General features: G+C 73.8%; 21 protein-coding genes. 13 read left to right on the top strand and 8 right to left on the bottom strand.

Annotated features, from left to right (window positions below; genetic code table 11):
- Nucleotides 1-15: 15 nt before the first annotated feature.
- Complete coding sequence (locus ACFVFS_RS25000; protein WP_380626923.1) at nt 16-498, bottom strand: hypothetical protein; 483 nt, start codon at nt 496-498, stop codon at nt 16-18.
- A gap of 141 nt (nt 499-639) precedes the next feature.
- A complete protein-coding gene (locus tag ACFVFS_RS24995) occupies nt 640-1,341 on the bottom strand; it encodes a 4'-phosphopantetheinyl transferase family protein (RefSeq protein ID WP_380626922.1) in 702 nt (233 codons plus the stop codon).
- Between the two features lie 274 nt (nt 1,342-1,615).
- Here ACFVFS_RS24995 and ACFVFS_RS24990 point away from each other — a divergent pair, with 274 nt between their 5' ends.
- Entirely contained in the window at nt 1,616-3,076 is a 1,461-nt protein-coding gene (locus ACFVFS_RS24990; protein WP_380626921.1) for a choice-of-anchor A family protein, read from the top strand.
- A gap of 63 nt (nt 3,077-3,139) precedes the next feature.
- Here ACFVFS_RS24990 and ACFVFS_RS24985 read toward each other — a convergent pair whose 3' ends face one another.
- Nucleotides 3,140-3,778: a TetR/AcrR family transcriptional regulator gene (locus ACFVFS_RS24985; RefSeq protein WP_380626920.1), complete on the bottom strand. Its 639-nt coding sequence runs from the start codon at nt 3,776-3,778 to the stop codon at nt 3,140-3,142.
- A gap of 63 nt (nt 3,779-3,841) precedes the next feature.
- On the opposite strand from ACFVFS_RS24985, the gene ACFVFS_RS24980 reads away from it, so the two are divergent.
- A complete protein-coding gene (locus ACFVFS_RS24980; protein WP_380626919.1) occupies nt 3,842-4,795 on the top strand; it encodes a hypothetical protein in 954 nt (317 codons plus the stop codon).
- Nucleotides 4,796-4,847: 52 nt separating this feature from the next.
- On the opposite strand, the gene kynU is transcribed toward ACFVFS_RS24980, so the two are convergent.
- Entirely contained in the window at nt 4,848-6,074 is a 1,227-nt protein-coding gene (gene kynU, locus ACFVFS_RS24975; RefSeq protein WP_380626918.1) for a kynureninase, read from the bottom strand.
- A gap of 95 nt (nt 6,075-6,169) precedes the next feature.
- Entirely contained in the window at nt 6,170-7,000 is an 831-nt protein-coding gene (locus ACFVFS_RS24970; protein WP_380626917.1) for a tryptophan 2,3-dioxygenase, read from the bottom strand.
- Between the two features lie 189 nt (nt 7,001-7,189).
- Here ACFVFS_RS24970 and ACFVFS_RS24965 point away from each other — a divergent pair, with 189 nt between their 5' ends.
- Both ACFVFS_RS24965 and ACFVFS_RS24960 read left to right on the top strand, forming a co-directional pair.
- Nucleotides 7,190-7,624 carry an Lrp/AsnC family transcriptional regulator gene (locus ACFVFS_RS24965; RefSeq protein ID WP_380626916.1) on the top strand — a complete coding sequence of 145 codons (435 nt, stop codon included), beginning with the start codon at nt 7,190-7,192 and terminating at the stop codon, nt 7,622-7,624.
- A 22-nt stretch (nt 7,625-7,646) separates the two neighbouring features.
- Nucleotides 7,647-8,189, top strand: coding sequence for an NADPH-dependent FMN reductase (locus ACFVFS_RS24960; protein WP_380626915.1), 543 nt, complete (start codon nt 7,647-7,649; stop codon nt 8,187-8,189).
- 63 nt (nt 8,190-8,252) lie between these two features.
- Here ACFVFS_RS24960 and ACFVFS_RS24955 read toward each other — a convergent pair whose 3' ends face one another.
- On the bottom strand, nt 8,253-8,888 hold the full coding sequence (locus ACFVFS_RS24955) for a MarC family protein (protein ID WP_380626914.1): 636 nt from the start codon (nt 8,886-8,888) through the stop codon (nt 8,253-8,255).
- Nucleotides 8,889-9,068: 180 nt separating this feature from the next.
- On the opposite strand from ACFVFS_RS24955, the gene ACFVFS_RS24950 reads away from it, so the two are divergent.
- The 3 genes from ACFVFS_RS24950 to ACFVFS_RS24940 all read left to right on the top strand — a co-directional run bounded on the left by ACFVFS_RS24950 (nt 9,069) and on the right by ACFVFS_RS24940 (nt 12,578).
- On the top strand, nt 9,069-9,629 hold the full coding sequence (locus tag ACFVFS_RS24950; protein WP_380626913.1) for a DoxX family protein: 561 nt from the start codon (nt 9,069-9,071) through the stop codon (nt 9,627-9,629).
- A 170-nt stretch (nt 9,630-9,799) separates the two neighbouring features.
- Nucleotides 9,800-10,429 (top strand): FxLYD domain-containing protein, encoded by a 630-nt coding sequence (locus tag ACFVFS_RS24945; RefSeq protein WP_380626912.1) that lies wholly within the window; start codon nt 9,800-9,802, stop codon nt 10,427-10,429.
- A gap of 349 nt (nt 10,430-10,778) precedes the next feature.
- Nucleotides 10,779-12,578 (top strand): glycosyl hydrolase family 18 protein, encoded by a 1,800-nt coding sequence (locus ACFVFS_RS24940; RefSeq protein WP_380626911.1) that lies wholly within the window; start codon nt 10,779-10,781, stop codon nt 12,576-12,578.
- A 124-nt stretch (nt 12,579-12,702) separates the two neighbouring features.
- On the opposite strand, the gene ACFVFS_RS24935 is transcribed toward ACFVFS_RS24940, so the two are convergent.
- Nucleotides 12,703-13,263: a MarR family winged helix-turn-helix transcriptional regulator gene (locus ACFVFS_RS24935; RefSeq protein WP_380626910.1), complete on the bottom strand. Its 561-nt coding sequence runs from the start codon at nt 13,261-13,263 to the stop codon at nt 12,703-12,705.
- Between the two features lie 170 nt (nt 13,264-13,433).
- On the opposite strand from ACFVFS_RS24935, the gene ACFVFS_RS24930 reads away from it, so the two are divergent.
- From ACFVFS_RS24930 to ACFVFS_RS24915, 4 genes are all read left to right on the top strand, one after another.
- Nucleotides 13,434-14,774 carry an MFS transporter gene (locus tag ACFVFS_RS24930; protein WP_380626909.1) on the top strand — a complete coding sequence of 447 codons (1,341 nt, stop codon included), beginning with the start codon at nt 13,434-13,436 and terminating at the stop codon, nt 14,772-14,774.
- A gap of 232 nt (nt 14,775-15,006) precedes the next feature.
- Nucleotides 15,007-16,617 carry a dolichyl-phosphate-mannose--protein mannosyltransferase gene (locus tag ACFVFS_RS24925; RefSeq protein WP_380626908.1) on the top strand — a complete coding sequence of 537 codons (1,611 nt, stop codon included), beginning with the start codon at nt 15,007-15,009 and terminating at the stop codon, nt 16,615-16,617.
- Nucleotides 16,618-16,620: 3 nt separating this feature from the next.
- Nucleotides 16,621-17,424: an ABC transporter permease gene (locus ACFVFS_RS24920; RefSeq protein WP_380626907.1), complete on the top strand. Its 804-nt coding sequence runs from the start codon at nt 16,621-16,623 to the stop codon at nt 17,422-17,424.
- Between the two features lie 244 nt (nt 17,425-17,668).
- On the top strand, nt 17,669-18,256 hold the full coding sequence (locus tag ACFVFS_RS24915; RefSeq protein WP_380626906.1) for a TMEM165/GDT1 family protein: 588 nt from the start codon (nt 17,669-17,671) through the stop codon (nt 18,254-18,256).
- Nucleotides 18,257-18,288: 32 nt separating this feature from the next.
- Here the strand turns inward: ACFVFS_RS24915 and ACFVFS_RS24910 are convergent, their stop codons facing one another.
- A complete protein-coding gene (locus ACFVFS_RS24910) occupies nt 18,289-19,491 on the bottom strand; it encodes a peptidoglycan-binding protein (RefSeq protein ID WP_380626905.1) in 1,203 nt (400 codons plus the stop codon).
- 316 nt (nt 19,492-19,807) lie between these two features.
- Between ACFVFS_RS24910 and ACFVFS_RS24905 the strand changes: the two genes are divergently transcribed.
- Together ACFVFS_RS24905 and ACFVFS_RS24900 are read left to right on the top strand one after the other, a co-directional pair.
- Nucleotides 19,808-21,880, top strand: a complete 2,073-nt coding sequence (locus ACFVFS_RS24905; protein ID WP_380626904.1) for a DHA2 family efflux MFS transporter permease subunit — start codon at nt 19,808-19,810, stop codon at nt 21,878-21,880.
- Between the two features lie 73 nt (nt 21,881-21,953).
- Complete coding sequence (locus ACFVFS_RS24900; RefSeq protein ID WP_376096116.1) at nt 21,954-22,280, top strand: antibiotic biosynthesis monooxygenase family protein; 327 nt, start codon at nt 21,954-21,956, stop codon at nt 22,278-22,280.
- Nucleotides 22,281-22,403 lie beyond the last annotated feature (123 nt).

Genomic DNA, 22,403 nt, shown 5'->3' with positions numbered 1-22,403 from the left:
GGCGGAGCCCGGTCGTCAGGCGCCGGTGGTCGAGCCCGGCCGGACGATCATCAGCACCACGACGACCGCCCACAGCAGGTTGAAGACGCCCGCCGTCATCGGCAGCAGCGCGAGCCCCTTGACCGCCTTGCCGTGGTCCTCCGAGCCGGACTCCATGCCGAGCGCGTCCACCGCGGCCTGCTGCGCGGGCAGCACGAACAGCAGCAGCGCCAGGGCAGCGACGGCGGTGAGCACCATGGAGGCGATCAGCCAGGACTGGCCGAGCACGTCCATCACCTGGGCGACCCCGATGCCGAGTACCGGCACGGTGACCCCGAGCAGCGCGTAGACCTGGGTGATCCGGTGCAGCAGCCGCAGCATTCCGGCGTCGGCGGCCTGCTCGGGCCCGCCGGCCAACGCGGCCTTCGCCCGGCGCGGGAACATGCTGACGGCCACGGCCACCGGGCCGATGAACAGCACCGAGGCGAGGACGTGCAGGCTCAGCAGGAACTTGGCCATGGCGGGGCACCCTTGTGACTCAACGGGGGCCGCCCGTCGGCGGTCGCGGGGCGGGCAGCCGGGGCGGACGGTTCTCCTCGCCCCGACCAGGACGCTAACACCGCTTATCCGACCGGCTTCCACCCCCACCCGGGTCGGGCCTCAGAGGGCGTCCAGCGCCACCACCCGCGGCGCCGTCCCGCAGGCCGCCGCGACGGCGGCGCCGTGCGCCCGGTCCACCCAGTCGAGCAGTTGGAGGCCCTCGAAGGGGCTGAGCAGCGGCCCGTCGCCGGGCAGGTCCAGCGGGAGCCCGGAGAGGTCGACGGCGGCCAGCCCGTCGAGCGTCGTCCGGCCGATCTTGATCAGCGACTCCTTGCGGACCCAGAGCCGCAGGAAGGCCTGCGCCGGGTCGGCGTGCTCCCGCACCCGCCGCAGCTCCGCCTCGGCGAGCACCCGGGGCGCGACGTCGAGCAGGGTGCCGCCGCGGTCGGTCAGCTCCACGTCGACGCCGATCGGCCGGTGCGCGGCGGCGGCCGCGACCACGCCCTTGGTGTGGGAGAGGCTGACCTCGATCCCGGGGTGGTCGGGCAGGAAGGGCTTGCCGTGGTCGCCCTTGCCGCAGTCGGGGCAGTGCTGGGCGAGGGTCAGCGCGGTGGCCGGGACGCCGAGCAGTCCGGCGGCGCAGAGCCGGACCAGGGCGTGCGCGGCGATGAAGTCGACCCGCCCGGACTCGTGCCGGAACCGGGCGGCGCGCTCCTTCTCCACGGTGGTGAGCAGGTGCTCGCCGGCCCCGGGGTGGCGCAGCACGTCGGCGCTCGTGGCGACGGTGGCGATCGCGTCGGAAGTCATGCCCGCGGAAGTCATGCCCCCAACCTAGCGGGGCGGCGGTCGGCCCGGGAGGACCCGATTGCCTCGCCCGGGCGGGGGATTTTCCGTTCAACGCTGATGGTCTGTACGGTAAGGACCGTCCGATTTGGTATTGGATATGCCGATATCTACTGACTCTTTGTGAATGGGCCGGGATGATCCGGGGTCAACTGAACGCGGCAGGCGTTCTCCCCCACCTGCCTCTTTCTCTGCGCGGAGGAATGTGTCGATGACTCAGGGAACCGGTACGCCCGGTCGCGGAAGATCCACCGTGGAGCGGCCCCCCGCCCCCCGCGGTCGCCGCAACACCCGGATCGCGGTGGCGGTGGCCGCCGCCGTGCTGCCGCTCGCGGCGGTGCTGACGGTCGGTTCGGCGGCGCCGCTGGCCCCGCCGCTGGGGGCGTGCAGCGGGCCGGACTGCCCGGCCACCTGGCCGCCGGTCAACAACGGCGACTTCACCGGCCGGGACGCCAGCATCAACGTCTTCACCGGCGGCAACTACACGGTCGCCGGCCGGGCGGCCGAGGCCGAGGGCAAGATCGTCACCCTCGGGGACTTCACCGTGGACAAGAACGGCGGCGGCAACTTCAACGCGGGCGTGGTCGGCGTCGGCTCGCGGGTCGTCCCGCCCAACGGCAGCGACTTCCTCACCGTCGGCGGCAACGTCACCGTGCTGCCCGGCAACTCCCTGCTGATCGGCGGCAGCGACTCCCAGGGCCAGGCCTTCGGCAACCTGCGGTACGCGGGCGCGCTCACCGGTACCGTCGCCATCGACCCGACCGGCCAGGCGATCCAGGACGCGAACGCGGCCGCCCCCTACCGGTCGGTGCTCACCCAGATCGAGGACGTCTCCGCCTGCGTCGGCCGGGCCACCGCCACCGGCACCGTCGCGCTCACCGCCAGCGAGGCCACCTTCACCGGCGACGGCACGAGCATGAAGCAGGTCTTCAACGTCACCGGGAACCTCACCTCGCCGACCGGTGGGCAGATCGGCCTGGTGTTCGCGGGCATCCCGGCCGGCGCGACCGTCGTGGTCAACATGCTGTCGGCCGACCCGGTCGTCAACACCTACACCGGCACCGGCCTGCCGGGCGACCAGACCACCGAGATGCGCTCCAAGCTGATGTGGAACTTCCCCACGGCCACCTCGGCGCAGATCAACGGCAGCGCGCAGTTCCAGGGCTCGGTGATGGCGGGCAACCCGGCGGGCACCACGACCATCGCCATGCCGGGTCTGAACGGCCGGGTGTACCTGGCGGGCAACCTGGTCCAGACCGGTAACGGCGGCTACGAGATCCACAGCTACCCGTTCGACGGCGACCTGCCGGACTGCGAGGTCACGCCGAGCCCGACGCCCACCTCGCCCTCGCCGACGTCCCCGACGCCCACCCCGACCACCACCTCGCCGGCCCCGACGTCCCCGACGCCGACCCAGACCACCACCTCGCCGGCCCCGACGAGCCCGACGCCGACCCAGACCACCACGTCCCCGGCCCCGACGAGCCCGACCGCGACGTCCAGCTCGTCCAGTGCCGCGCCCACCAGCGGCGGTCCGACGACCGGCGGGCCGACCACCGGGCACCCGGCACCCACCCACGGCGGCGGTGGCGGGGGTCAGCTGCCGTCGACCGGTTCGGACAACGCCCCGCTGCTCCTCGGCATCGGCGCCGGCCTGCTCGCCCTCGGCGGCCTCGCCGTCGTGGCCGCCCGTCGCCGCGGGCGCCACAGCTAGCCGCTCGCGGTCGTAGCCGCACCCAGGGCCGCCCGGTCACTCCGACCGGGCGGCCCGACGCGTTCAGGCCCCCGCGCGCCCGGCCGGCCACCCGGCGAGTCCGGCCGCCAGCAGGTCGAAGCCCGCCGTCACCGCCGCCACGACCCGGGTCCGGACGGCGTCCACCGGCTCACCGGCCACCACGCCCCGCCGGACCTCCGCCAGCGCCGCCCGGTGCGCTCCGGCGAGCGCGCCCGCCACCACCCGGGGGAGCGCGGCGTCCGCCGGGAGGCCGGCCTCCTCGGCCAGGGCGGCCGCCAGCGCCTCCTCGGCCCGCTCGCCCAGGTCCAGCAGCCGGGCCCGCAGTGCGGGGCTGTCCCCGACCGTCCGCCAGAAGGCCGCGGCCTGCGGGTCCAGCCCGTACGTCGGCTCGCCGGCGTCCAGCCCGGCGAGCAGCTCCGCCCGGACGGCGTCGACGGGGGAGGCGCCCGTCGGCCGCTCCCGCACCACCCGGGCCAGCCGGTCCACCACCTCGTCCTGCCGGTCGAAGAAGAGGTCCTCCTTGGTCGGGAAGTAGTTGAACACCGTGTTGACGGCCACCCCGGCGGCCCGGGCCACCTCGGCCACCGTGACCCGCTCGAACCCCCGCTCGGCGAACAGCGCCGTCGCGGTGTCGGCCAGCAGTGTCCGGGTCCGCCGCTTCTTCTCCTCGCGAAGTCCCATGGGAAAATCCTAGCGCCGCGCCAAATTTGCAGTGACACCAAAAATTTCGGCTACGGTGGGGCCATGACCTTCACCTTCGGCGTCTATCCCGGCGGCCTGCTCGGAGACGAGAGCCGCGTGATCACCCCCGTCCGCCCCGACGACCCGGAGCGGATCACCGCCGCCCTGCGCGCGCTCCAGGGCGCGGCGCCCACCCTGCTGGTCCGCGCCTACCGCTCGTTCCCCGAGGGGCCGGCCACCCCGCCGACCCCGGCCGCCCCGGAGCGGTACGCCCGGGAGGGGCGCCGGCTCGACCTGGTCCTCCAGTTCCGGGAGCCGGCCGGGCGGCTGGACGGCTGGACGGACTTCGTCCGGCGGACGGTGCGCGCCGAAGGACGGCGGATCGGCACGCTGCAGATCTGCGAGGAGCCGAACGCCGACTGCCCGGTGCTCGACGGCTCCGTGCCGAACGTCCGGCGGGCCCTGGTCGAGGGGGTGGTCGCGGCCAAGGAGGAGGCGCTGGCGCTCGGCCTCGACCTCGCCGTGGGGTTCAACGCGGCGTTCAGCCCGGACCCGGCCGACCCGTTCTGGCCCGCCCTCGGCGGGCTCGCCGACGAGCGGTTCCACCGCGCGCTCGACTACGTCGGCCTGGACTTCTTCCCCGACGTCTTCCGCCCCGTCCCGGCCGCGCGGCTCGGCGCGGCGGTCGCGGCGGTGCTCACCGGCTTCCGGCGGGAGGTCGTCACCCGGGCCGGGATCGGTCCGGCGGTGCCGGTCCGGATCTGCGAGCACGGCTGGCCCACCGGCCCCGACCGGTCGGAGCGGCGGCAGGCCGAGGTGGTCGAGGAGGTGGTCCGGACGATCGCGGGCCTCGCCGGCGAGCTGAACCTCACCGGCTACGGCCACTTCGGGCTGCGCGACGCGGACAGCGCGGGCCCGGGCCCGTTCCACCGCTTCGGCCTGCTCCGGGACGACTACACGCCCAAGCCGGCGTTCGCCGTGTACGGCAGGCTGATCGAGGAGCTCACGGCTCCGTGACGCCGGCGGTCCCGCCCCGGCGCGCCCGGGGGCGGGACCGCGAGGCCCCGCCTCAGGTCACCTCGCCGCGGCGGGAGAAGCGCTCGTCCTTCCACTCGCCGCTCTCCAGCACCTGCGCCAGGTGCCGGGCCGCGTCCCACACCTCGGTGTGCGAGAGGTACAGCGGGGTGAAGCCGAAGCGCATGAGGTCCGGCGCCCGGAAGTCCCCGATCACCCCGCGGGCGATCAGCGCCTGCACCACCGGGTAGCCGTCGGAGTGCCGCAGCGCCACCTGGCTGCCGCGCCGGGCGTGCTCGCGCGGGGTCACCACCTCGATGCCGTCCAGGCCCTCCACCAGTCCGATGAACAGATCGGTCAGCGCCAGGCTCTTGGCCCGGACCGCGGCCCGGTCGGCCCGCTCCCAGACGTCCAGCGAGGCCTCCAGCGCGGCCTGGCCGAGCAGCGAGGGCGAGCTGGTGAGGAAGCGGCCGACGCCCTCCTTCGGCGCGTAGCCGGGCTCGAAGGCGAACGGCCGGGCGTGCCCGAACCAGCCGCTCAGCGGCTGCGGCGCCCCGGCCGCCAGATGCCGCTCGGCGACGTACAGGAAGGCCGGCGAGCCGGGCCCGCCGTTCAGGTACTTGTAGGTGCAGCCGACCGCGAAGTCGGCTCCGCTCGCGGCGAGTTCGACCGGCAGCGCGCCCACCGAGTGGCAGACGTCCCAGATCATCAGGGCCCCGGCGGCCCGCACCCGGGCGGTGATCCCGGGCATGTCCAGCAGTTCGCCGGTCCGGTAGTCGACGTGCGAGAGGACGACCGCGGCGACGTCCCCGTCCAGGTGGGCGTCCAGCTCGGCCGGGTCGATCAGCACGCTGCGGGTGCCCGGGACCAGCCCGGTCACGCCCTCGGCGATGTAGAGGTCGGTCGGGAAGGCGGCACGGTCGCCCAGCACGGCGGAGCGGCCGGGCCGCAGCCGCAGCGCCGCCGCCAGCACCTTGAACAGGTTCACCGAGGTGGTGTCGCAGACCACCACCTCCTGCGGGGCGGCCCCGACCAGCGGGGCGATCCGCCGACCCAGCCGGTACGGCTGCTCGAACCAGCCCGCGTCGTTCCAGCTGCGGATCAGCTCCCGGCCCCACTCCTGCTCGACCACCGTCCGCACCCGCTCGGAGGTGCGGACCGGCAGCGCGCCGAGCGAGTTGCCGTCCAGGTAGATCACCCCCGGCGGCAGGGCGAACTCCTCGCGGAACGCCGCCAGCGGGTCGGCGGCGTCCAGCGCCGCGCACTCCTCGCGCGTGATCATGCCCTGCCCCTCCATCGTGTCGCCCGTGCCCGCGGCCTGCTCCTGCCGACCGCTTCCTGCCCACTGCCTGTTCATGCCCGCCGGACGCGGCGGCGTCACAGCCCGTCCCGGATCGCCCACAGCTCGGGGAAGACGTCCTGCTCGGCGGAGCGGCGCAGCCAGGTCAGGCCGCTGGAGCCGCCGGAGCCCGGCTTGCCGCCCATCGCCCGCTTGACCGCCGCCAGGTGGCGCTGGCGCCAGCGGGTCACCCGCTCGGCGACGTCCAGCAGCGCCTCGGCCAGCGGCAGCAGCCCGGCGTGCTCCGCCTCGGTGTAGACCCGCCGCCAGGCGGCCGCGACCGCCTCGTCGGCCTGGTGCCGCTGGGCGGAGACGGTGTCCGGCACGGCCAGGCCGCGGCGGGCGAGCAGCGCGAGCGCGTCGTCGTACAGGCTGGGGGAGCGCAGCGCGGCGTCCAGCTCGGCGTGGGTCCGCGGGCTGTCCCGGTACATGTTCAGCAGCGCGGCGTTCTTGTTGCCGAGCAGGAACTCCAGGTGCAGGAAGGCCGAGGACTGGAAGCCCGAGGCCTCGCCGAACAGCGGGCGGAAGGCGTTGAACTCCCGCGGGGTGAGCGTGGCCAGCAGGTCCCAGGACTCCACCAGCACGTCCTGGACGTGGGTGCCCCGGCGCAGCGCGGCCAGCGCACCCGGCAGGTCGTCCGCGCGCAGGGCCTGCTGGGCCAGGGTCCACTCGTGCCGCAGCAGACCGAACAGCAGCTCCATCACCTGGGTGGTGACGATGAACGACAGCTCGGCGGGCTGCTCGCTGAGCGGGTGCTGCAGGCTGTGCAGCTCGTCCAGCCGGACGTAGCGCGCGTACGGGGTGCCCCGCTCCGGCTCGTCGGTCCGTCCGAACGACAGGTTGGGCCTCTCCACCGTGTCGTGCCCCATGCCCGATCCCTCCAGAAGTCGTCGGCGAGTACCGGGGCCCCATTGTGCGGCGGCCCGCCGCGCATTTGAATGGGCGGCGGGCACGGCAACCGCGGCCGCGCCTGTCGTACGAGAGGTGTTTTCCCGATCCTCTTCACGATCGCAAAGCAGCGGGATCCAGCCAACCGGACCACACCCTCAGGAGCCTCCGTGGACGCCGTCGACCGCAGACTGCTGGCCGAACTGCAGGCCGACGCGCGGCTCTCCTACAACGAACTCTCCCGCCGGGTGAGCCTCTCCGCACCCGCCGTGGCCGAACGGGTCCGCCGCCTGGAGGCCGACGGGGTGATCACCGGCTACCACGCCCACGTCGACCTCACCCGCTCCGGCCTGCCCATCACCGCGCTGGTGCAGCTCCAGTGCTACGGCCCGCGCTGCGTGCTGCGCGACCCGGAGGTGGCCGGCTGGCCCGAGGTGCTCCAGCTGCACCGGGTCACCGGCGGGGCCTGCTGCGCGCTGCTGGTCGCCGTTCCGGCGATGGCCGATTTCGAGGCCCTCATCGACCGCCTCGGCGGCTACGGACAGCCGGCCAGTTCGATGATCCTCTCCAGCCCCGTTCCCTGGCGGCCTGTGGTCGTGCCCTGAGCCGGCCGATAGGTTCCTCCCCATGCCGAACGACCGTCACATCCTGCTGCTCCCGGGCAGCCTGCGCGCCGGGTCCGTCAACGAGACCGTGCTGCGCACCGCCGCCGCCGTGGCACTGGCCACCGAGGGCCTCGCGACCACCTACTTCACCGGGCTGGCGGGGCTGCCGCACTTCAACCCGGACCTCGACACCGATCCGCTGCCGGAGCCGGTCGCCGCGCTGCGGGCGGCGGTCGAGGCCGCCGACGCCCTGCTGATCTGTACGCCCGAGTACGCCGGAACCCTGCCCGGGTCCTTCAAGAACCTGCTGGACTGGACGGTGGGCGGCGTCGAGATCGCGGACAAGCCGGCCGCCTGGATCAACGCCGCCGGGACCGGCCGCGGCCTGGGCGCCGAGGAGGCGCTGGGCACGGTGCTGCGCTACACGGGGGCGGCCGTCGTCGAGGCGGCCTGCGTCCGGGTGCCGCTGGCGCGCGGGGACGTCGGCGCGGACGGGCTGGTCGCCGACCCGCTGGTGCGCGACCGGATCGGGGAGGCGCTGGTCCGGCTGGCCGCGGCGAGCTGACCCGGCGCGCCGTCGCCCGCCCCGCCGTCGCCGGCCGCGCCGGAACGCGGCTCGACGCGCGGCTCAGTGCTCCTCGGGCAGGTGCACGCCGAGCCCGGCCAGTCCTTCGAGGAACAGCTCGGCGCCGACCGCCGCGAGCAGCAGGCCGAGCAGCCGGGCCACCACCTCCAGCGAGGTCCGGTGGGTGCGCAGCATCAGCGGGGCGAGCGCGGCGACGCAGATGAAGTTGATCACCACCACGGCGACGTACGCGCCGGCCACCGTGGCGTGCCAGCCCCAGTCGTCCTTGGCGAGCGAACCGACCAGGACCGCGGTGACGGCGAGCGGGCTGGCCAGGTACGGCAGCATCAGCTCGCGGATGCCGTCCACCAGCGGGCCGGCCAGGTGCTCGTCCGCCTCGTCGGCGCCGGCGCCGAGGTGGACGCCGAAGACCAGCGCGACCGCGTAGACGAAGAAGATCAGCCCGCCGGCGAGCTGCAGCGACTGGTCGCTGATGTGGAACAGCGAGGTGACGAAGTCGGCGCTGAAGGCGAGGACCACCCCGATCACGGCCGAGATGAGCGTGCTCCACGCCGCCAGCCGCCGCAGCTCCCCGGCGCTGCGGGTGGAGGCCAGCCGGGCGAAGGACAGCAGCACCTTCGGCGGGCCGACCACGGCGAAGAAGGCGATGAAGGCGCTGCTCAGGTCGAAGACGAACATGCGCCAAGCATGGCCGCGGCGATCATCGCCGCCCGGCCGCCACGCCTGTCCGAATTATTCCCGTTCGTACCGCGGTTCGCCCGAACGGGTGCCCCGGGTCGAGTCCGCGGGCGGTTTCGGCTGCCATGGAAGCCGGACCTTCCCTCCGCGCGGCGGAGGGCTCCCGAAGGGGACGAGGACATGGCTCTGAACCGTATCGACCTGGGCCTGCTGGCCCTGCGAGGCGCCGTGGGCGGGGTGCTGATCGCCCACGGCACCCAGAAGCTGTTCGGCTGGTTCGGCGGTGGCGGCCTGGAAGGCACCACCAAGGCGATGGAGGCGATGGGCTTCCACCCGCCGCGCCAGAGCGCGCTGGCCGCGGGCCTCGGCGAGGCGGGCGGCGGCGCGATGCTGGTGGCCGGGCTGGCCACGCCGGCGGCCGGCGCGGTGGTGGCCGGGACGATGGCGGGCGCGGTCGCGGTGCACGCCCCGGCGGGCTTCTTCGCGATGTCCGGCGGCTACGAGTACCCGGCGTTCCTCGGCGCGACCGGCCTGGCGCTGGGCCTGGCCGGACCGGGCCGGTACTCGCTGGACCACCTGACCGGGCACGCCTTCAACCAGCCGTGGACCGGCCTGCTGGCCTTCGCGGCGAGCGCGGCCTCGGCGTACGGGGTGGTGGCCCGCCGCCGGCACGCCGTCCGGCTGGCGGAGGAGCGCGCGGCGGTGGAGGCGGAGACGCAGGACGGCGCGGGGCTCTCCTGAGCCCGTCCCGCCGGACCCGCGCGGCCCCCGGCGGCCCCTCGCGGCCCGGGCTCACCCGAACGCCCCAGCCCTGTTGGCGGGCCGGGGCCGGGCCCCGGAACGTGGGCGGGGAGGCACGCCGGGCTACCCGGCGCCGGCCAGACGCCACCGGCGAAGAATCGAGGATCCCGATGGACCGCCAGTCGACCCGCAGCCCCGCGGCCCCGCCCCGGCCGACCGCCGCGGACCCGCACGCCCCCGCCGTCCGCCGCCCGCGCCGGGCGCTGGCCGCCGCCCTGGGCGCCGCTCTGCTCGGTGGGGCCGCGCTGGCGGGCTGCTCCTCCGACGGCGACGGGGGCGCGACCGGCAGCGCGGCCTCCTCCGCCGCCGCACAGGCGGGCTCGGCGATCGCCGGCGCCGCCTCCGCCGCGGCCTCGGCGGCGAGCGCGGCCCTGGGCACGGCGGCGACCGGGCTCTCCTCGGCGGCGGCCTCCGCGGTCGCCTCGGCGGAGGCGAAGGCCTCCTCGGCGATCGCCGGGATCAAGGGCGGGCTGGACGCGAAGGGGGACATCGCGGTCGGATCCGTGTCCATCGTCAACGACAAGGCCGAGGCGACGCTGACCGTCACCAACCACGGGCAGCAGGCCGGCCGGTACGTGATCCAGGTCAACTTCACCGACGACAGCGGCAACGTGCTGGACGTGACGGCCGTGACCGTGCCGGATCTGGCGGCGGGTCAGAGCACCGAGGCCAAGGCGCAGAGCAACCGAGACCTCTCGGGCTCGGTGAAGGCCGTCGTCGCCAACGCCGTCCGCTACTGAGCGCCGCCGGCCCCGCGCAGGGCCGGTCGAAGCACCCGTGCGCCCCCGCTGACCCGCAGGTCAGCGGGGGCCCGCGGGTTTCCGGGGAACCTTAACGGCGGCTCAAGCCGCAACGGCACCCCTTGACGGGGTAGTTGGTCTAGTCCATTTTAGTCCCCAGGTGCAGGGAGCCCCTGAGCCGGCGTCAGTGGTTCGCCGCTGACGCCGGTTCGGCATATCCCGGCGTCCGTCAAGGCATGTTCCGCTCGATTCCCCCATCCCGTTCTGTCATGTCCCGGTCGTACGGCCCCACCCCGTACCTGCGCCCCGGGACAGGTCGGAATCCCCCACACCCAGGAGTCACGCACCCATGCTCCGTTCACGCATCGAAAGGGCCGGGGCCCCGGTTCAGGAGGGCGGCCGTCGCAAGCGGTCCAAGAGCCTGACCGCGATCGCCGCCGGTACCACGGCCTCCCTGCTGCTCGGCACGGCCCTCGCGCTCAGCGGCGGCGCCACCGCCAACGCCGCGGTCGGCAACACCACCGGCGCGCCCGCCACCAGCGGTGGCATCAAGGTCGCCTACTTCGACCAGTGGTCGATCTACTCGAACGCGTACTACCCGAAGACGATCCAGGACACCGGCGTCGCCGGGAAGCTGGATTACATGATCTACTCGTTCGCCAACATCCACCCCACCAACGGCACCTGTTTCCAGGCCACCAAGGCCGCGAGCCAGGACGAGAACAACCCCAACGCGGGTGACGGTGCGGCGGACGCGTTCGCGGACTACCAGAAGAGCTTCGGCCCGGACATCTCGGTCGACGGCGTCGGCGACGTCTGGAACCAGCCGATCGCGGGCAACTTCAACCAGCTGAAGAAGCTGAAGGCGAAGAACCCGAAGCTCAAGATCCTGATCTCGCTCGGTGGCTGGACCTACTCCAAGTACTTCTCGTCGGCGGCGGCCACGGACGCCTCCCGCAAGAAGCTGGTCTCGTCCTGCATCGACATGTTCATCAAGGGCAACCTGCCGGTCGAGGCCGGCTACGGCGGCCCGGGCACGGCGGCCGGCATCTTCGACGGCGTCGACATCGACTGGGAGTACCCGGGCGGCGGCGGCCACCTCGGCAACCAGGCGAGCCCGAACGACAAGCAGAACTTCACCCTGCTGCTGAAGGAGCTGCGCGAGCAGCTCGACGCGCAGGGCAAGGCCGACGGCAAGCAGTACTACACCGCGGCCGCGGTGGGCGCCGGTCAGGACAAGATCAAGAACGTCGAGACCGACAAGATCGGTCAGTACCTGACGTTCCTGGACGTCATGACCTACGACATGCACGGTGGTTGGGAGGCCAAGGGCCCGACGAACCACCAGGCCCCGATCTACTCCGGCCCCAACGACCCGATGACCCCGGTCCCGGGCGGCAACGGCAAGTACAACATCGACGCGGCCATCAAGGCCTACACCGCCGGTGACCCGCAGTACGGCATCGCGGGCGGCTTCCCCGCCAACAAGATCAACGTGGGTGTGCCGTTCTACTACCGCGGCTGGACCGGCGTGCCGAACAACGGCAAGAACGGCCTGTTCCAGTCCGCCACCGCCCCGGCTCCGGGCGCCCCGCTCTCGGGCAGCGTCGCCGGCATCCAGATGTACAAGGAGCTCGCGGGCTTCGTCGACAACCCGTCGAAGACCTACTGGGACGACGCGGCCAAGGCGACGTACTTCTACGACGGCAACGTCTTCTGGTCCGGTGAGGACGCCCGCTCGATCCAGGCCAAGCTGGACTACGCGCACTGCAACGGCCTCGGCGGCTCCTTCGCCTTCTCGCTGTACGACCTGGGCACCAAGACGGCGCTGTTCGACAAGATGGTCGAGGCGACCAACGGCTCGGCCGCGGCCTGCCCGGCCCCGCCGACCACCACGCCGCCGACCACCCCGCCCACGACTCCGCCGACCACGCCGCCGACCACCCCGCCCACGACCCCGCCGACCACGCCGCCGACCACCCCGGCCGGCTGCGCGGGCGCCCCGAGCTGGGACGCGGCCGCCACCTACGCGACCTCGACCAAGGTCTCCTGGAAGGGTCACTACTACACCAACAAGTGGTGGACCAAGGGCGACGACCCGTCGCTCAGCGGCCAGTGGGGCGTCTGGACCGACAACGGTCCCTGCTGACCCCGACCCACCACTGATCGGATGAGGGCCTGACGGACCCTCGCACCTCGCACCTCGCACCAAGGAGTCCGGCCCGCCGGGGGAGTCCCCCGGCGGGCCGGACTTCTGTCTGCCCGCGGGCCGCTCAGGCCAGGTCGGCGGTGCGCCCCAGGGCGTCCGGCTGGCTCTCCTCGATCCGGCGCAGCATCCGGGCCAGCATCCCGGAGAGCACGGTGCGGTCCTCGCCGACGAGGTCCTGGAGCAGCTCCTCCTCGAAGACCGCGGCCATCCGCATCGACTCCAGCCACTTGTCCCGGCCGAGCTCGGTCAGCTCGATGATCACCCGGACCCGGTTGGCCTCGTCCCGCTCCCGGGTGACCAGCCCCTCGGTGACCATCCGGTCGATCCGGTGGGTCATCGCGGCGGGGGTGAGCCCGAGCCGCTTGGCCAGCTCGCCGGGCCCGAGCCGGTACGGGCTGCCGGCGACCACCAGGGCCTTGAGCACCTCCCACTCGGCGGAGGTGATTCCGAGCACAGTGAGCTGCCGGTCGTAGGCGACGGTCATCCGCCGGGCGACCCGGGAGAGCGTCTGCACGATGGTCTCCACCTGCGGGTCGACGGTGGGGAACTCCCGCTGGTAGAGCGCCACCTGCTCGGCGATGCCCGGTTCGCGGGGGGTGGCCGGCGCGGGCTTCTCTGCAGTCATGCGGACCAGTGTCCCATGTGAAGTGCACTCCTTAAGCCTTTGACTCGGCACTCTTCTGGTGCTAAGACTTTAGAGTCAAACTTTAGCTCTTAAGTCTTCTTCCCTTAAGAGTACGCAACGAAAACTGACGGAGCCCTGACGGCTCCGACCGCAGTGAAGGGGTGTGCACGGTGATCGGCACGGTGAAGCAGCAGAGGCAGCAGCGACGCGGGGCGGGCGGCCCGCTGCGCCGCGTCCAGATCGGCAACGCGCTCAGCGCGTTCGGCAGCGGGTTCACGATGCCGTACATGTTCGTGTACGTGGACCAGGTGCGGGGGCTGGGTTCGCTGGCCGCGGGGATGGTGTTCACCGTCTTCGCGCTGGCCGCGCTCGCCGTCCTGCCGTTCACCGGCCGCGGCATCGACCGGTACGGGCCGCGCCCGGTGCTGCTGGCCGGCGCCGCGCTGGCCGCCACCGGCGCGTTCGCCTTCGGGCACGCCACCGGCACCCCGGCGCTGCTGGTCTCCTCGTTCCTGTTCGGCGCGGGCGTCACCACCTGCCAGCCGGCGCTCGCCACGATGATCGTGCGCTGCTCCACCGCGGCGACCCGCTCGCACGCCTTCGCGCTGCAGTTCACCCTGATCAACCTGGGCATGGGCATCGGCGCGCTGGTCGGCGGGCAGATCGTGGACGTCGCCGACCCGGCCAGCCTGACCCGGCTGTTCACCATCGAGGCCGCGACCTTCCTCGGCCTGGCCCTGGTGACCGGCACCGCCCGGATCCCGAACGCCGCGCCGCTGCTCGTCCAGGAGCGGAACGACGGGCCGCAGGGCCTGCGCGCGCTGCTCGCCGACAAGGCCATGGTCCGGCTCAGCGTGCTCGCCGGCCTGATCTTCTTCACCTGCTACGGCCAGTTCGAGTCCGGCGTCGCGGCCTTCGCCACCGACACCGTCGGCACCGCCCCGTCCACCCTGGGCATCGCCATCGGCGCCAACGCGCTGACCATCGTGGTGCTGCAGATGTTCATGGTGCGGATCACCGCCCGCCGCCGGCGCACCACCGCGATGGCCGCCGCCGGCGTGGTCTGGCTCGGCGCCTGGGCGATGGCCCTGGTGGCCGGCCTGATCCGGACCGAGGCGCTGGCCGCCACGGTCGCGGTCGTCTCGATCTACGCCCTGTTCGGGGTCGGCGAGTCGCTGCTCGCCCCGACCATGGGCCCGATCGTCGCCGACCTCGCCCCGGCCCGGCTGCTCGGCACCTACAACTCCGGGTACGCCCTGGTGAAGCAGGTCGCGATCGCCGTCGGCCCGGCCGTGGGCGTCCTGATGGTCGGCTCCGGCACCTGGCCGCTCTACCTGGCGGCGATGGCCGGCTCCACCGTGCTGATCGTCGTCCTGGCCCTGCGCCTGCGGCCGTACCTCACCGCGGCCCAGGACAACGCGCCGGCCGGCTCCGCCGGGGGCGAGCAGGCCCCCGCGGCCCCGGTCCGCACGCCGGTCCCGGCGGTCCGCGAGCTCCGGGCGGCCGCCTGATCCCCGGGCGGACGTGCCCCGACGGGCGTCGGACAGGTCACCTGTCCGGCGCCCGTCGCGCTTGGTTTCGCGCCCACCGGCACATAGTGTCGGTGGCTGTCGGCCGTCCGGCCGCGGTCGTCCGGGCCGGTCCAGGCCGCCCTCCGGCCGGTGCGGGCCGACCGCGGCCACCGGCGGAACGCACGGCGGCCGGCACAGGCGAGACAGGCGAACCGGCGAGGCTACCGACACCATGACCCAAGCGGCGCTCACCCACCCCCCGGCGGCAGCGGCCCCGGCCGACCCGGCACCGGAGCGGCGGCGGGGGCTGCTGCGCCGGGCGGCGGACCGCTCGGACTGGCTCGGACCGATCGCCGTGGCGCTCTTCGCCGGGCTGCTGCGGTTCTGGAACCTCGGCTACCCCAACGCCTTCGTCTTCGACGAGACCTACTACCCCAAGGACGCCTGGTCCCTGCTCCGGCAGGGCTACGAGGGTACCTGGCCGGAGCACGCGAACGAGCAGGTCCTGGCCGTCCCGCAGCAGATCCCGCTCACCTCCGCGCCCGAGTTCATCGCCCACCCGCCGCTCGGCAAGTGGGTGATCTCGCTCGGCGAGTGGGGCTTCGGCCTGCACCCCTTCGGCTGGCGGTTCATGACCGCGCTGCTCGGCACCGTCACCGTGCTGATGCTCGCCCGGATCGGCCGCCGGCTCTTCGGCTCCACCCTGATCGGCTGCACCGCCGCCCTGCTGATGGCCGTCGACGGCCTCCAGCTGGTGATGAGCCGGATCGGCCTGCTCGACGGCGTCCAGATGTTCTTCGTCCTGGCCGCCTTCGGCGCGCTGCTGATCGACCGCGACCGCACCCGCGCCCGGCTCGCCGCCGTGCTGCCCGACAACGGCGGCGACACCGTCCGGCTCGGGTGGCGGCCCTGGCGGATCACCGCCGGGCTCTGCCTGGGCGCCGCCACCGGGGTCAAGTGGAACGGCGTCATGGTGCTCGCCGCCTTCGGCCTGCTCACCGTGCTGTGGGACCACTCCGGCCGCCGCTGGGCCGGCGCCCGCCGCCCCTGGCGCTCGATGCTCCGGCTCGACGCGCTGCCCGCCTTCCTCGCCATGGTCGGCTCAGCCTTCGTCGTCTACGTCGGCGGCTGGGCCGGCTGGCTCTCCACCGGCGGCGGCTTCGACCGCCACTGGGCCGACGACCGGGCCGGCCTCTCCCCGGACAGCGTCCTCGGCATCGGACTGCCGCAGGTGTCGATGAGCTGGGTGCCCGCGCCGCTGCGCAGCCTCTGGCACTACCACGCCCAGATGTACGACTTCAACACCGGTCTGAGCAGCCCGCACACCTACCAGTCCAACCCCTTCAGCTGGCTGGTCCAGGGCCGGCCGGTCTCCATGTACTGGGAGCAGGTGCCGGCCGGCCAGCGCGGCTGCACCGACTCCGGCGGCTGCGCGGCGCAGATCCTCGGCCTCGGCACCCCGCTGCTCTGGTGGACCGCCTGCTTCGCGCTGGTCTACCTGCTCTGGCGCTGGTTCTTCCGCCGGGACTGGCGCTCCGGCGCGGTGCTGTGCGGCGTCGCCGGCGTCTACCTGCCCTGGTTCCAGTACCAGGAGCGGACGGTCTTCTCCTTCTACATGGTGGTGCTGGTCCCCTTCCTCTGCCTGGCCGTGGCGCAGATGCTGGGGGCGATGCTCGGCCCGGCGGGCTGCCCGCCCGAGCGGCGCCGGATCGGCGCGGTCGGCGCCGGGGTGATCGTGCTGGCGATCGTGGCCTGCTTCGCCTTCTTCTACCCGCTGTACACGGCGGAGGTGATCCCGATGACGTCCTGGCAGGACCGGATGTGGTTCACCAGCTGGATCTGACCGGTGTCCGGCGGGTGGGCCGCCGCGCCGCTCGCCGACGCGGGGCAACTGCTGCCGGTCACCCCGGGGCTGGGCGCGGTCACCGCCCTCCTGCTGCTGGCCGCCGTCGCGGTCGCCGGCTGGGGGCGGCTCGGCCAGGGGCGCGCCGTCCTGCGGGCCGGGCTGCGCGCGGTGGTGCAGCTCGCCGCCGTCGCGCTGGTGATCACCTGGGTGGTCGGCTCGCGCTGGTGGTCGGCGCTCTTCGTGCTGCTGATGTTCACGGTCGCGGTGCGGACGGCCGGGCGGCGGATGGTGCCGGCCCCCGGGCGCGGGTGGCTGTGGGCGGCCGCGCCGATCGGGGCCGGGGTGCTGCCGGTGCTGGTGCTGCTGCTCGGCAGCGGACTGCTGCCGCCGAAGGGCCTGTCGGTCATCCCGGTCGCCGGCATCCTGATCGGCGGCGGGCTCACCGCCACCTCGCTGTCCGGGCGGCGCGCCCTGGACGAGCTGCGCCAGCGGCACGGCGAGGTCGAGGCGGCGCTGGCGCTCGGCTTCGAGGACCGGGACGCCCGGATGGAGATCTGCCGCACCGCCGCCGCGACCTCACTCGTCCCGGCGCTCGACCAGACCCGGACGGTGGGCCTGGTCACCCTGCCGGGCGCCTTCGTCGGCATGCTGCTCGGCGGCGCCTCGCCGGTCCGGGCGGGCGCGGTGCAGCTGTTCGTGCTGGTCGGGCTGCTGGCGGTGGAGTCGGTGGCGGTCGTGGTGGTGCTGGAGCTGGTCGGCCGGGGCCTGGTGCGCACCGGGCGGCCGGGAGGCCCGATCGGGTAGGCTGGTGCGCGTTGAAGGGGAGTAGCCCTCCACCGGACCGTCGACACACTGGCCCCTCGGGGCCCGGCGCCCGGGGCACCGCGGTTCCGCGACCGGTGCCGGCGAGACCTTCGGCCGCAGTGCTGTGTGTGCGGGAGCGCGTCGTGCGCGTCCCGTGGATTGCCAACCAGTGCTGTCGGGCCGGAGCGACCCCTGACGGAGCTGCTGCGGTCCGGCGGCCCGAACCCGAGGGACACCACCCCCGATGAGTCTGACCGTCGCCGCGATCACGTTCGGCATCATTTTCCTGTCCGAACTGCCGGACAAGACCGCCCTGGCCAGCCTGATGCTCGGCGCCAAGTACCGGGCGAGCTACGTCTTCGCCGGCATCGCCGCCGCCTTCGCCCTCCAGGTGGGCATCGCGCTGGTCGCCGGGCACCTGCTCTCGCTGCTGCCGCACCGCTGGGTGGAGGGCGTCACCGGCGTGCTGTTCCTGGCCGGCGCGGCGATGCTGCTGTTCCACGGCGGGGGCGACGACGAGGACGGCCACGCCGCCAAGGAGCCGTCCGCCAACAGCTTCTGGAAGGTCGCCGGGGCCAGCTTCGTGGTCGTGGCGATCGCCGAGTTCGGCGACCTGACCCAGATCATGACCGCCAACCTGGCCGCCAAGTACGCCGACCCGCTCGCCGTGGGCCTGGGCGCCTGGCTGGCGCTGTGCGCCGTCGCGGGGATCGCGATCCTGGGCGGGCAGAAGCTGCTGAAGCACGTGCCGATGAAGATGATCATCCGGGTCGCGGCGAGCGTGATGGTGCTGATGGCCGCGTTCAGCATCTTCCAGGCGATCAAGGGCTGACCCGGCGGGCGGCCCGACACCCGTTCACCCGTTCAGCAGCTGTTGCGCGGCTCCAGGGCGGCGCGGGTGATCGGGCCGTAGACCCCCCGGGCGTCACCCCGGACGCTGTAGATGTCCTGGAAGTACGTGACGATCAGCCTGGTGCGGTCGTCGTACCTGCCGGTCGGGGGCACCTTCTCCCAGCAGATGACGACACTGAGCTTGCGTTGGAGCGCCTGGACGTCGGGTCCCTCCATGCCGTACTCCAGGACGCGCACCGTAGGGGTCGGGGTCGGAGTGGCACTCGGGGCGGGGGGCGTGGTCGGTGCCGGGGGCGTCGGCGTGGGGGCCGACGGCGGGGGCGTGGTCGCCGGGTCGGGGACCGGGATCGGGACCGGTGCCGGGGGAGCGGCCGCGACCGTGGTCGCGGGCGCCGCCGGGGGAGGGCTGGCGGCCGTCGTCCGGGCCGGGGAGGGCTTGGCGCTCGTCCGGGTCGGCGTCGGCGTCGCGCTGGGGGTGTCCGAGGCGGGCGGTGGCGCGCTCGGGCTCGGCGGGGCCGGGACGGTCGGGTCCACCGGCGTGAGGCCGAGGGTGGCGGTCGGTGCGGGCACGGCCCGGTCGTCCGACCCGGCGGAGGGGGTGAGCGCGTAGGCGAGGCCCACGGTGAGGGCCAGCAGGCCGGCGCCGGCCGCGATCAGCAGACCCTTGCGGCGGGCGAGCGGGCCGCCGGTGTCCGGCTGCTCCGCCGCGCGCCGGGCGGCCCGGCCGCTGCCGGGAGCGGCGGCGGGGGCGGCGTGGGCGAAGGGGAACACACCGAGCTCGTCCTCGGGCCCCTCCACGGGTCCGTCCTCCGGCGCGTTCCCGGTGGGCGCGGGCGGCTGCGGGGGCTGGAACGGCGGGGCGGAGGAGACGGGCGGCAGCACGGTGGTCGCGTAGGCGTCGGCGTCCGGGCCCAGCGGGGGGACGGCGGGCGGCGCGCCCGGCGGCAGCACGGTCGTGCCGAACGGGTCGTCCGCCGGTCCCGGGTGCGGGTCGTGGCGCGGTCCGGGGTGGGGTTCGACGTGCGCTCGGACGGCCACCCCGACCGGCGGGCCGTCCGCGACCTGGCCGACCGCCTGCGGCACGTACGGGCGGACCAGCGGCGGGCCCTCCAGGTGCGGCAGGACGGCGGTCTCGTCGAGGCTGCCGTCCGGGACGAGGCAGCCGCACCCGGGGGAGCGGGCGGCGCCGCACGTCGGGCAGTGCTGGTCCGGCATCGGCCGGCCCTCCTCGGTTCTCGGTCGGTGGCGGTCTCGAACTCGGGCTGCGGTCGGACACGTGTTCTCGGACGGGGACGGGCCTGATTATGCAGGACGTCCCTGAGGGGGGACAGGGGCGTCCGGCCCGTGGTGGGGGCCTTGTGCCGGTTGGTGGGGGTTGGGGACCGGTGAACGGTCGATGTGTCGACCTGAACGTCGCACGACCTGACGGGATTACGTTCGGCTCAACTCAAAACGCGCGAACCGGTGCATTTCTGACAGCATGGTGAGCCGGGAGTGATCACCGCCGAGCCGCTACGGATACGGAGACGCCATGACGGATCCGATCGCCGACCCCGCCCGCGCGCCGGCGGGCGAACCGGGGCCGACCCCGGTCACCGGCCGCGCCCTGTGGCTGTCGATCGGCGCCCTGCTGCTGGCGATGCTGCTGGCCGCGCTCGACCAGACCATCGTCTCCACCGCCCTGCCCACCATCGTCAGCGACCTCGGCGGCCTGGAGCACCTCTCCTGGGTGGTCACCGCCTACCTGCTCGCCTCCACCGCCGCCACCCCGCTCTGGGGCAAGCTCGGCGACATGTACGGCCGGAAGGTCTTCTTCCAGGCGTCCATCGTGATCTTCCTGCTGGGCTCGGTGCTGTGCGGCGTCGCCCAGAACATGGGCGAGCTGATCGCCTTCCGCGCCGTCCAGGGCCTGGGCGGCGGCGGTCTGATGGTGCTCTCCCAGGCCATCGTCGGGGACCTCGTGGCCCCCCGGGACCGCGGGAAGTACCAGGGCGTCTTCGGCGCCGTCTTCGGCGTCACCAGCGTGCTGGGGCCGCTGCTCGGCGGGCTGTTCGTCGACAACCTCAGCTGGCGCTGGGTGTTCTACATCAACCTGCCGATCGGCGTGGTCGCCCTCGCCGTGATCGCGACCGTGCTGCACGGGGCGCAGACCCGGCGCCGGCACCGGATCGACTACCTCGGCACGGTGCTGATCGCCGCCGTCGCGACCTGCGTGGTGCTGGTGACCTCGCTCGGCGGTACGACCTGGGCGTGGGGCTCCTGGCAGATCGTCGGACTGGGCGTGCTCGGCCTGGTCCTGCTGCTGGCCTTCGTCCTGGTGGAACGGACCGCCGTCGAGCCCGTCCTGCCGCTGCGGCTGTTCCGCTCGCGGACGTTCAGCCTGGTGGCCGTCATCTCCTTCGTGGTCGGCTTCGCGATGTTCGGCGCGCTCACCTACCTGCCGACCTTCCTCCAGGTCGTCATGAACGTCTCGCCGACGATGTCCGGCATCCACATGCTTCCGATGGTGATCGGCATGCTGGTCACCTCGATCGGCTCCGGTCAGATCGTGGCCCGCACCGGTCACTACCGGGTCTTCCCGATCGCCGGCACCGCCGTCACCGTCGTCGGCCTGCTGCTGCTCTCGCTGCTCGACGAGCACACCAGCACCTTCGTGATGAGCTGCTACTTCCTGGTCTTCGGCCTGGGCCTGGGCCTGGTGATGCAGGTGCTGGTGCTGATCGTGCAGAACTCGGTCGGCTACCAGGACCTCGGCGTCGCCACCGCCGGTGCCACCTTCTTCCGCTCCATCGGCGCCTCCGTCGGCGTCTCGGTCTTCGGCACGGTCTTCGCCTCCGGCCTCAACAGCCGGCTGCGGGACGCCCTGGCCGGGATCCCGCTGCCGCCCGGCTTCGACCCCGGCGCGGTCTCCGCCGACCCGCGCGTCGTCGACACCCTGCCCGCCGCCGTCCAGGACGGGATCCACCACGCCTACGCCGAGTCGATCACCCGGGTCTTCCTCTACGCGGTGCCGGTGGCCGCGGTCGCCTTCGTCCTCTCGCTGTTCCTGCGGGAGCAGAAGCTGCGCAGCACCGTGACCGCCCCCGACCTCGGCGAGTCGATCGGCGTCAACCCGGTGGAGCGCACCTCGCTGGACGAGATCAGCCGGGCCCTGTCCGTGCTGAGCACCCGGGAGGCGCGGCGCGACCTGTTCAAGCGGATCACCGCCGGCGCCGGCCTCGACCTCAAGCCCGCCTCCAGCTGGCTGCTGCTCCAGATGCACCAGCACGGCTCCGTGGAGCCCTCCGAACTGGCGGAGCGCCGGATCATCCCGTTCCCGGTGGTGGAGGAGGCGGTGCGCGAGGTCGAGGGACGCGGCCTGGCGGCCCGCACCGGCGGCCTGCCGCTGCGCCTCACCGAACCGGGCGAGGCGGCGGCCCTCCAACTGGTCGCGGCCCGGCGGGCGCAGCTCGCCGAACTCCTCGGCGACTGGGACGAGAAGCAGTTCGACGACCTCGCCGACCTGCTCACCCGGCTGGCCTCCACCCTCTGCGCCGATCCCCGCGACCGCCCCGACCGGACCGGCCCCGAGGCCCCGTACCACGGCGAGGGCCGCTCCTTCTGACCCGCCCGCCGCGCCGTCGATTGCGTCAGGTGTAGCAGACTGCCTTCTCAGAGCAACCCCGAGGAGGTACGGCATGTCCGTCGTCAAGATCAATGTCCTGACCGTCCCCGCTGAGCAGCGGGAGGAACTGGAGAAGCGCTTCGCCGCCCGGGCCGGCGCGGTGGAGAACTCCGACGGCTTCGAGTACTTCGAGCTGCTGCGCCCGGTCGAGGGCACCGACCAGTACCTGGTCTACACCCGCTGGCGCGACGAGGAGTCCTTCCAGGCCTGGCTCTCCGGCCCGATGCAGGCCGCCCACCGCCCGGCCGCCCCGGAGGGCGAGGCCCCGAAGCGCCCCGCCGCCACCGGCTCCACCCTCTGGTCCTTCGACGTCGTCCAGGCCACCGGCCCGAAGGCCTGACCGGGATTCACGGAGCGGCGCGCCCCGGCCGGGGGGGGGGGGGGCGGCCGGGGGTTGGGGGGGGGGAGCGGCGCGGCCCGGCCGGAATACCGCCAGTGGGGCTAGCACGAGGGGTATAGGTGA

The sequence above is a fragment of the Kitasatospora sp. NPDC057692 genome (genome assembly GCF_042799475.1).
In the GTDB taxonomy this organism is placed as follows: domain Bacteria; phylum Actinomycetota; class Actinomycetes; order Streptomycetales; family Streptomycetaceae; genus Kitasatospora.
This window is presented reverse-complemented; position numbering and strand designations above follow the sequence as displayed.

Bases quoted from the DNA above. Each gene is read 5' to 3' on its own strand.
- ACFVFS_RS25000 (WP_380626923.1), bottom strand. From the start codon at position 498: ATGGCCAAGTTCCTGCTGAGCCTGCACGTCCTCGCCTCGGTGCTGTTC.
- ACFVFS_RS24995 (WP_380626922.1), bottom strand. From the start codon at position 1,341: ATGACTTCCGCGGGCATGACTTCCGACGCGATCGCCACCGTCGCCACG.
- ACFVFS_RS24985 (WP_380626920.1), bottom strand. From the start codon at position 3,778: ATGGGACTTCGCGAGGAGAAGAAGCGGCGGACCCGGACACTGCTGGCC.
- ACFVFS_RS24980 (WP_380626919.1), top strand. From the start codon at position 3,842: ATGACCTTCACCTTCGGCGTCTATCCCGGCGGCCTGCTCGGAGACGAG.
- kynU (WP_380626918.1), bottom strand. From the start codon at position 6,074: ATGATCACGCGCGAGGAGTGCGCGGCGCTGGACGCCGCCGACCCGCTG.
- ACFVFS_RS24970 (WP_380626917.1), bottom strand. From the start codon at position 7,000: ATGGGGCACGACACGGTGGAGAGGCCCAACCTGTCGTTCGGACGGACC.
- ACFVFS_RS24960 (WP_380626915.1), top strand. From the start codon at position 7,647: ATGCCGAACGACCGTCACATCCTGCTGCTCCCGGGCAGCCTGCGCGCC.
- ACFVFS_RS24955 (WP_380626914.1), bottom strand. From the start codon at position 8,888: ATGTTCGTCTTCGACCTGAGCAGCGCCTTCATCGCCTTCTTCGCCGTG.
- ACFVFS_RS24950 (WP_380626913.1), top strand. From the start codon at position 9,069: ATGGCTCTGAACCGTATCGACCTGGGCCTGCTGGCCCTGCGAGGCGCC.
- ACFVFS_RS24945 (WP_380626912.1), top strand. From the start codon at position 9,800: ATGGACCGCCAGTCGACCCGCAGCCCCGCGGCCCCGCCCCGGCCGACC.
- ACFVFS_RS24940 (WP_380626911.1), top strand. From the start codon at position 10,779: ATGCTCCGTTCACGCATCGAAAGGGCCGGGGCCCCGGTTCAGGAGGGC.
- ACFVFS_RS24935 (WP_380626910.1), bottom strand. From the start codon at position 13,263: ATGACTGCAGAGAAGCCCGCGCCGGCCACCCCCCGCGAACCGGGCATC.
- ACFVFS_RS24925 (WP_380626908.1), top strand. From the start codon at position 15,007: ATGACCCAAGCGGCGCTCACCCACCCCCCGGCGGCAGCGGCCCCGGCC.
- ACFVFS_RS24915 (WP_380626906.1), top strand. From the start codon at position 17,669: ATGAGTCTGACCGTCGCCGCGATCACGTTCGGCATCATTTTCCTGTCC.
- ACFVFS_RS24910 (WP_380626905.1), bottom strand. From the start codon at position 19,491: ATGCCGGACCAGCACTGCCCGACGTGCGGCGCCGCCCGCTCCCCCGGG.
- ACFVFS_RS24905 (WP_380626904.1), top strand. From the start codon at position 19,808: ATGACGGATCCGATCGCCGACCCCGCCCGCGCGCCGGCGGGCGAACCG.
- ACFVFS_RS24900 (WP_376096116.1), top strand. From the start codon at position 21,954: ATGTCCGTCGTCAAGATCAATGTCCTGACCGTCCCCGCTGAGCAGCGG.